Raw genomic sequence first — 5,345 nt, 5'->3', positions numbered from 1 at the left:
GTGCCCATGCACCCGCCGTTCGTCGTTTCTGCGGCGGTCCCGGTGCCCGAGTACGCTCGAACCGTGAGTTCTGCGATCGCTGTCATCGTCGTCGCCGCGGGCAGCGGCACCCGGCTCGGGCATGTCGAGCCGAAGGCGTTCGTGCCGCTCGGTTCCGGCACGGTGCTCTCCGTCGCGGTCGATTCCGTGCTCGGCATGCGCGAGACGCCGCACCTCGTGCTCGTCGTGCCGGGGGAGCGCATCGAGTCGACGCGGGCTCGGTTCGCACCCATCGCCGCGGCGTCGACCGCGGCGCTCGACGTCGTGTCCGGCGGAGCGACGCGCCAGGAGTCCGTCGCGAACGGCCTCGCCGTGCTTCCCGCCGGCGTCGACGTCGTGCTCGTGCACGATGCCGCACGCGCGCTCGCGCCCGGCCTGCTCTTCGATGAGGTCGTCGGCGCCGTCCGCGCGCGGCGACGCGGCATCGTGCCCGCGCTCGACGTCGTCGACACCGTCAAGCGCGTCTCCGACGACGGCCGCGTGCTCGAGACCGTCGATCGCTCCAGCCTGCGGGCGGTGCAGACACCCCAAGGATTTCCGCGCGCCTCGCTCGACCACGCGTACGCCACGGCGCACGGCGAGTTCACGGACGACGCGGCGCTCGTGGCATCCACCGGCCTGGTCGTCGACGCCGTGCCCGGCGATGTGCGGGCGTTCAAGATCACCGTGCCCGCCGACCTGCACCGCGCCGAGCAGCTCGTCGCCGAGGCCGCCGGCCGGGCGGCCGTCGACGCTGGAGGGTCCGCGGCACCGGATGGGGCGCCGTCGCCCGCTCGGCTCTGGCCGCGAGTCGGCACCGGCAGCGATGTGCACGCCTTCGCCGACGACCCGTCGACGCCGCTCTGGCTCGCGGGCCTCGAGTGGCCGGGCGAACGCGGTCTCTCGGGCCACTCCGACGGCGACGCGGCAGCGCACGCGATCTGCGACGCCATGCTCGCGGCCGCGGGCCTCGGCGACGTCGGCCAGGTGTTCGGCACGGCCGACGCGCGGTTCGCCGGAGCGCACGGCGAGGTGTTCCTCGCCGAGACCCGGCGACTCGTCGAGGCTGCGGGGTGGCGCGTCGGCAACGTGTCGGTGCAGATCGTCGGCAATCGCCCGAAGCTCGCACCTCGTCGCGTCGAGGCCGAGGCGCTGATGTCGCGCGTGCTCGACGCGCCGGTGAGCGTCGCAGCGACGACGAGCGACGGGCTGGGGTTCACTGGCCGCGGCGAGGGCGTCGCCGCCATCGCGACCGCGATGCTCGTGCCGCGCGGCTGACCCGCCGCGCAGGGGCGGACACGCCCGGCCGGTAGGCTTGGCGGGTGACCGTGCGACTCTACGACTCGAAGGCTCAGGCCCTGCGCGACTTCGCGCCCCTGCGCGATGGGCGCGTCGGCATGTACGTCTGCGGTCCGACGGTGCAGTCGAGCCCGCACATCGGGCACCTGCGCAGCGCCCTCGTCTACGACATCATGCGGCGGTGGTTCGCGCATCGCGGCAACGAAGTCGTGTTCGTGCGCAACGTCACCGACATCGACGACAAGATCTTGAACGCGGCCACCGACAACGGCACCGACGAGCAGTGGTGGGCGCTCGCCTACCGTGTCGAGCTCGAGTTCACGGCCGCCTATTCCTCGCTCGGCATCATGGCGCCCACGTACGAGCCGCGGGCGACCGCGAGCGTCTCGCAGATGCAGCAGCTCATCGAGCGGCTCATCGAACACGGCCACGCGTATGCGGCTGCGGATGACTCGGGCGACGTCTACTTCGACACCGGGAGCTGGCCGGCCTACGGCGAACTCACCCGCCAGGCCCGCGACAACATGGAGGCCGCGGCCGACGCCGACCCGCGGGGCAAGCGCGACCCCCGCGACTTCGCGCTCTGGAAGGGGCGCAAGGCGTCCGAACCCGACTCGGCGAGCTGGGCGTCGCCGTGGGGCGACGGCCGCCCGGGCTGGCACATCGAGTGCTCCGCAATGGCGGCGCGATACCTCGGCACCGAATTCGACATCCACGGGGGCGGCCTCGACCTGCGCTTCCCCCACCACGAGAACGAACTCGCCCAGTCGACCGCGGCCGGCGACGGCTACGCCCGGTACTGGGTGCACAACGGCCTCGTGAACATCGGCGGGCAGAAGATGTCGAAGTCGCTCGGCAACTCCGTGTACGCGGCCGAGCTCTTCGAACTCGCCTCGCCCCTCGCGGTGCGCTACCTGCTCGGCGCCGCCCACTACCGGTCGACCCTCGACTACGCGCCGGGCTCGCTCCTCGAGGCCGAGGCGGCCGTCGATCGCATCCGCGGATTCCTCACGCGCGTCGAACGGCGCCTCGCCGGCACCAGGTTCGCGGGTGTCGGCGCTCCCGTCATCCCCGACGCGTTCGCCTCGGCGATGGACGACGACTTGGGCGTGCCGCAGGCGCTCGCCGTGCTGCACGACACCGTTCGCGCCGGCAACCAGGCGCTCGACGCCGAAGAGCTGCACGACGCCGCCGTGGCGCACGGGCAGGTCTCGGCCATGGTCGAGGTGCTCGGCATCGACCCGCGAGACCCGCACTGGGCGACGGCCGACTCGGGCCCCGCGGCATCCGCGCTCGATGCACTCGTCACGCGCCTCATCGAAGACCGACAGGCTGCGCGCGAGTCGAAGGACTACGCTGCCGCAGACCGCATCCGCGCCGAACTCTCGGCCGCGGGCATCACCATCGAAGACAGTTCGACCGGAACGCATTGGAGCTTGGGACTATGAAGGGCAGCAGCGGCAAGTCGCGCGCCGGAGCCGTGCGGAAGGCGAAGAACAAGCAGGTCGGCTCGGGCGGCCAGGGCCGGCAGGCCCTCGAGGGCAAGGGCCCGACGCCGAAGGCCGAGGATCGCGCCTGGCACCCCGCGGGCAAGAAGAAGGCGGCGCAGGAGCGCTACAGCGCGAGCGGCGGCAAGCGCGTCGCCGGGCAGGGCTCGGGCCAGCGTCCGGGTGCGCCCCGCGGTGCGTCCGGCGCGGCGCGGCGCGCGAAGTCCGGCGACGAGTCCGAGATCGTGACCGGCCGCAACTCGGTCGTCGAGGCGCTCCGGGCCCGCATCCCGGCCACGACGCTCTACGTCGCGGCGCGCGTCGAGATGGACGACCGCGTGCGCGAGGCGATGAAGGTCGCCACCAATCGCGGCATCCCGATCCTCGAGGTCATGCGCCCCGAACTCGACCGGCTCGCCGGCGAGGGCGGCGTGCACCAGGGCCTCGCACTCAAGGTGCCGCCGTACGAGTATGCGCACCCCATCGAACTGCTCGACGAGGTGCTCGCGCGCGACGAGACGCCGCTCTTCGTGGCGCTCGACGGCATCACCGACCCTCGCAACCTCGGGGCGATCCTGCGTTCGACCGGCGCGTTCGGCGGCCAGGGCGTCATCGTGCCGCAGCGCCGCTCGGTGGGCGTGAACGCGGCCGCCTGGAAGACCTCCGCCGGTGCCGCGGCGCGCGTGCCCGTCGCCATGGCGCCGAACCTCACGCAGACGCTCAAGGCGCTGAAGGAGCGCGGCGTCTTCGTGCTCGGACTCGACGGTGGCGGCGACGTCTCGCTGCCCGGGCTCAGCTGGGCCGATCGCCCGATCGTGGTCGTCGTCGGCAGCGAGGGCAAGGGGCTCTCGCGCCTCGTCGCCGAGACGTGCGACGCGATCGTCTCGATCCCGATCTCCGCCTCGACGGAGTCGCTCAATGCGGGCATCGCGGCATCCGTCACGCTCTACGAGATCTCGAAGCTCCGCGCCGACGGCTGAGCCCTTCGGGCGGCACCGGTGAGCAGTCGCCCGTCGGTGCCGCTTCGGTCGCGCCATCCGAGCGCGCGAACCGGCGAGCGGATGCCGCGATCAGACGTTCGCGCGCCAGTCGCCGTCGTCGTCGGGGTCGAGCGCGGCGAACGCCGCCGTGTCGGTCGACGGGATCGTCTCGATCGGCGCGGTGAACGCGCCGGTCGGCGGCCCGATCACGGTCGCCTCGTCGCGCCGGTGACGCAGCACGGTGTTGATGTACGAGCTCACGGCCTCGGCGAGCGGGATGTCGTGGCCCACCTGCTGCGCGAGGAACCATCGGTGATCGAGCAACTGGTGGAAGACCTCCGCCGGCTCGAGCTTGCCTCGGAGCTCGAGCGGAATCGCTCGCACGACGGGTTCGAACACGCGCATGAGCCACTCGTGCGCGACCATCTCCTCGTCGAGCTCGGTCTTGCCGTACGCCGCCCGGTAGGAATCGAGGTCGTTGAGCAGTCGCCGGGCCTGGTTCTCGCCGGCGTCCAGGCCGGTCAGTCGAAGCAGTCGGCGCTGGTGGTGTCCGGCGTCGACGACCTTCGGCTGGATGCGCACCGTCGTGCCCGATTCGTCCGTCTTGATCGCGAGCTCTTCGATGTCGAAGCCGAGTTCGTTGAGCCGGTTCACGCGTTCGTTGATGCGCCAGCGCTCCGCGCTCGAGAACGACTCCGAACCGGTGAGCTCGAGCCAGAGGCTGCGGTACGCCTCGACGATGCCGTTCGAGATGTTGACGGGGTCGAGCTCGTCGGCGACCTTGCCGCCCGCCTCGAGGTCGAGGAGCTCGCCGGCGATGTTCACGCGGGCGATCTCGAGGTCGTTCTCGCGCTGGCCGTTCGAGAGGCCGCCCTCGTAGAGCTTGCCGGTCTCGGCGTCGACGAGGTACGCGGCGAACGCGCCGGCGTCGCGGCGGAAGAGGGTGTTCGAGAGCGACACGTCGCCCCAGAAGAAGCCCACGATGTGCAGGCGCACGAGCAGCACCGCGAGAGCGTCGACGAGTCGCGTCGCCGTGTCGGGTCGCAACGTCTGGGAGAACAGCGCCCGGTAGGGGAGCGAGAATCGCAGGTGCCGGGTGACCAGCACGGGCTTCAGCGCATCGCCCTCGGCATCGGTGCGGTTGGTGATCACGGCGACCGGTTCGACGCACGGGATGTCGAGGCGCTGCAGCGTGCGCAGCATCTCGTACTCGCCCTTGGCCATCTCGGCCGTCGTCTCCTTGATCGCCACGATGTGCGCGCCGAGGTGGGCGAAGCGCACGAGGTGGCGCGAGATGCCCTTCGGCAGCGCCGCGATCGTCTCGTTCGGCCACGCCTCGAGCGGGAGGTCCCACGGGAGGTCGAGGAGTGCCGGATCGGCCATGGCCGACGTGATGGAGAGTGAGCCGCTCATTAATGCCTCAGCGTAGTCGTCGTCGTGATGCGTCGTCGTCGTGATCGGATGCCGCGGATGCCGCGGATACCAGGGCGGCCACCGCGTCGTCCAGAGTGGCGGGCTGCGCGACAAGCCGGGCGGTCTGCGGCGCTCCGGATGCCTGAGG

Annotated in this window: 4 protein-coding genes; 3 read left to right on the top strand and 1 reads right to left on the bottom strand. The window is 71.7% G+C overall.

Going from position 1 to position 5,345, the window contains the following annotated elements; genetic code table 11:
• The first annotated feature begins 6 nt into the window (after window positions 1-6).
• Genes ispD through rlmB form a run of 3 tightly spaced genes read left to right on the top strand, consistent with a single transcriptional unit; the run spans window position 7 to window position 3,784 of the window.
• Window positions 7-1,296: a 2-C-methyl-D-erythritol 4-phosphate cytidylyltransferase gene (ispD, locus tag ACFTQE_RS19825; RefSeq protein WP_376926681.1), complete on the top strand. Its 1,290-nt coding sequence runs from the start codon at window positions 7-9 to the stop codon at window positions 1,294-1,296.
• A gap of 44 nt (window positions 1,297-1,340) precedes the next feature.
• Window positions 1,341-2,765 (top strand): cysteine--tRNA ligase, encoded by a 1,425-nt coding sequence (gene cysS, locus ACFTQE_RS19820; RefSeq protein WP_376926680.1) that lies wholly within the window; start codon window positions 1,341-1,343, stop codon window positions 2,763-2,765.
• Window positions 2,762-3,784, top strand: coding sequence for a 23S rRNA (guanosine(2251)-2'-O)-methyltransferase RlmB (gene rlmB / locus ACFTQE_RS19815; RefSeq protein ID WP_376926679.1), 1,023 nt, complete (start codon window positions 2,762-2,764; stop codon window positions 3,782-3,784). The genes cysS and rlmB overlap by 4 nt, the downstream gene beginning before the upstream one ends.
• 90 nt (window positions 3,785-3,874) lie before the next feature.
• On the opposite strand, the gene ACFTQE_RS19810 is transcribed toward rlmB, so the two are convergent.
• Window positions 3,875-5,197 (bottom strand): DUF4032 domain-containing protein, encoded by a 1,323-nt coding sequence (locus ACFTQE_RS19810; protein WP_376926678.1) that lies wholly within the window; start codon window positions 5,195-5,197, stop codon window positions 3,875-3,877.
• Window positions 5,198-5,345: the final 148 nt, after the last annotated feature.

This window comes from Agromyces sp. NPDC056965 (assembly GCF_042673425.1).
Taxonomy (GTDB): Bacteria; Actinomycetota; Actinomycetes; order Actinomycetales; family Microbacteriaceae; genus Agromyces.
The sequence above is the reverse complement of the archived record's forward strand: the minus strand, read 5'-3'. Positions and strand labels throughout refer to the sequence as shown.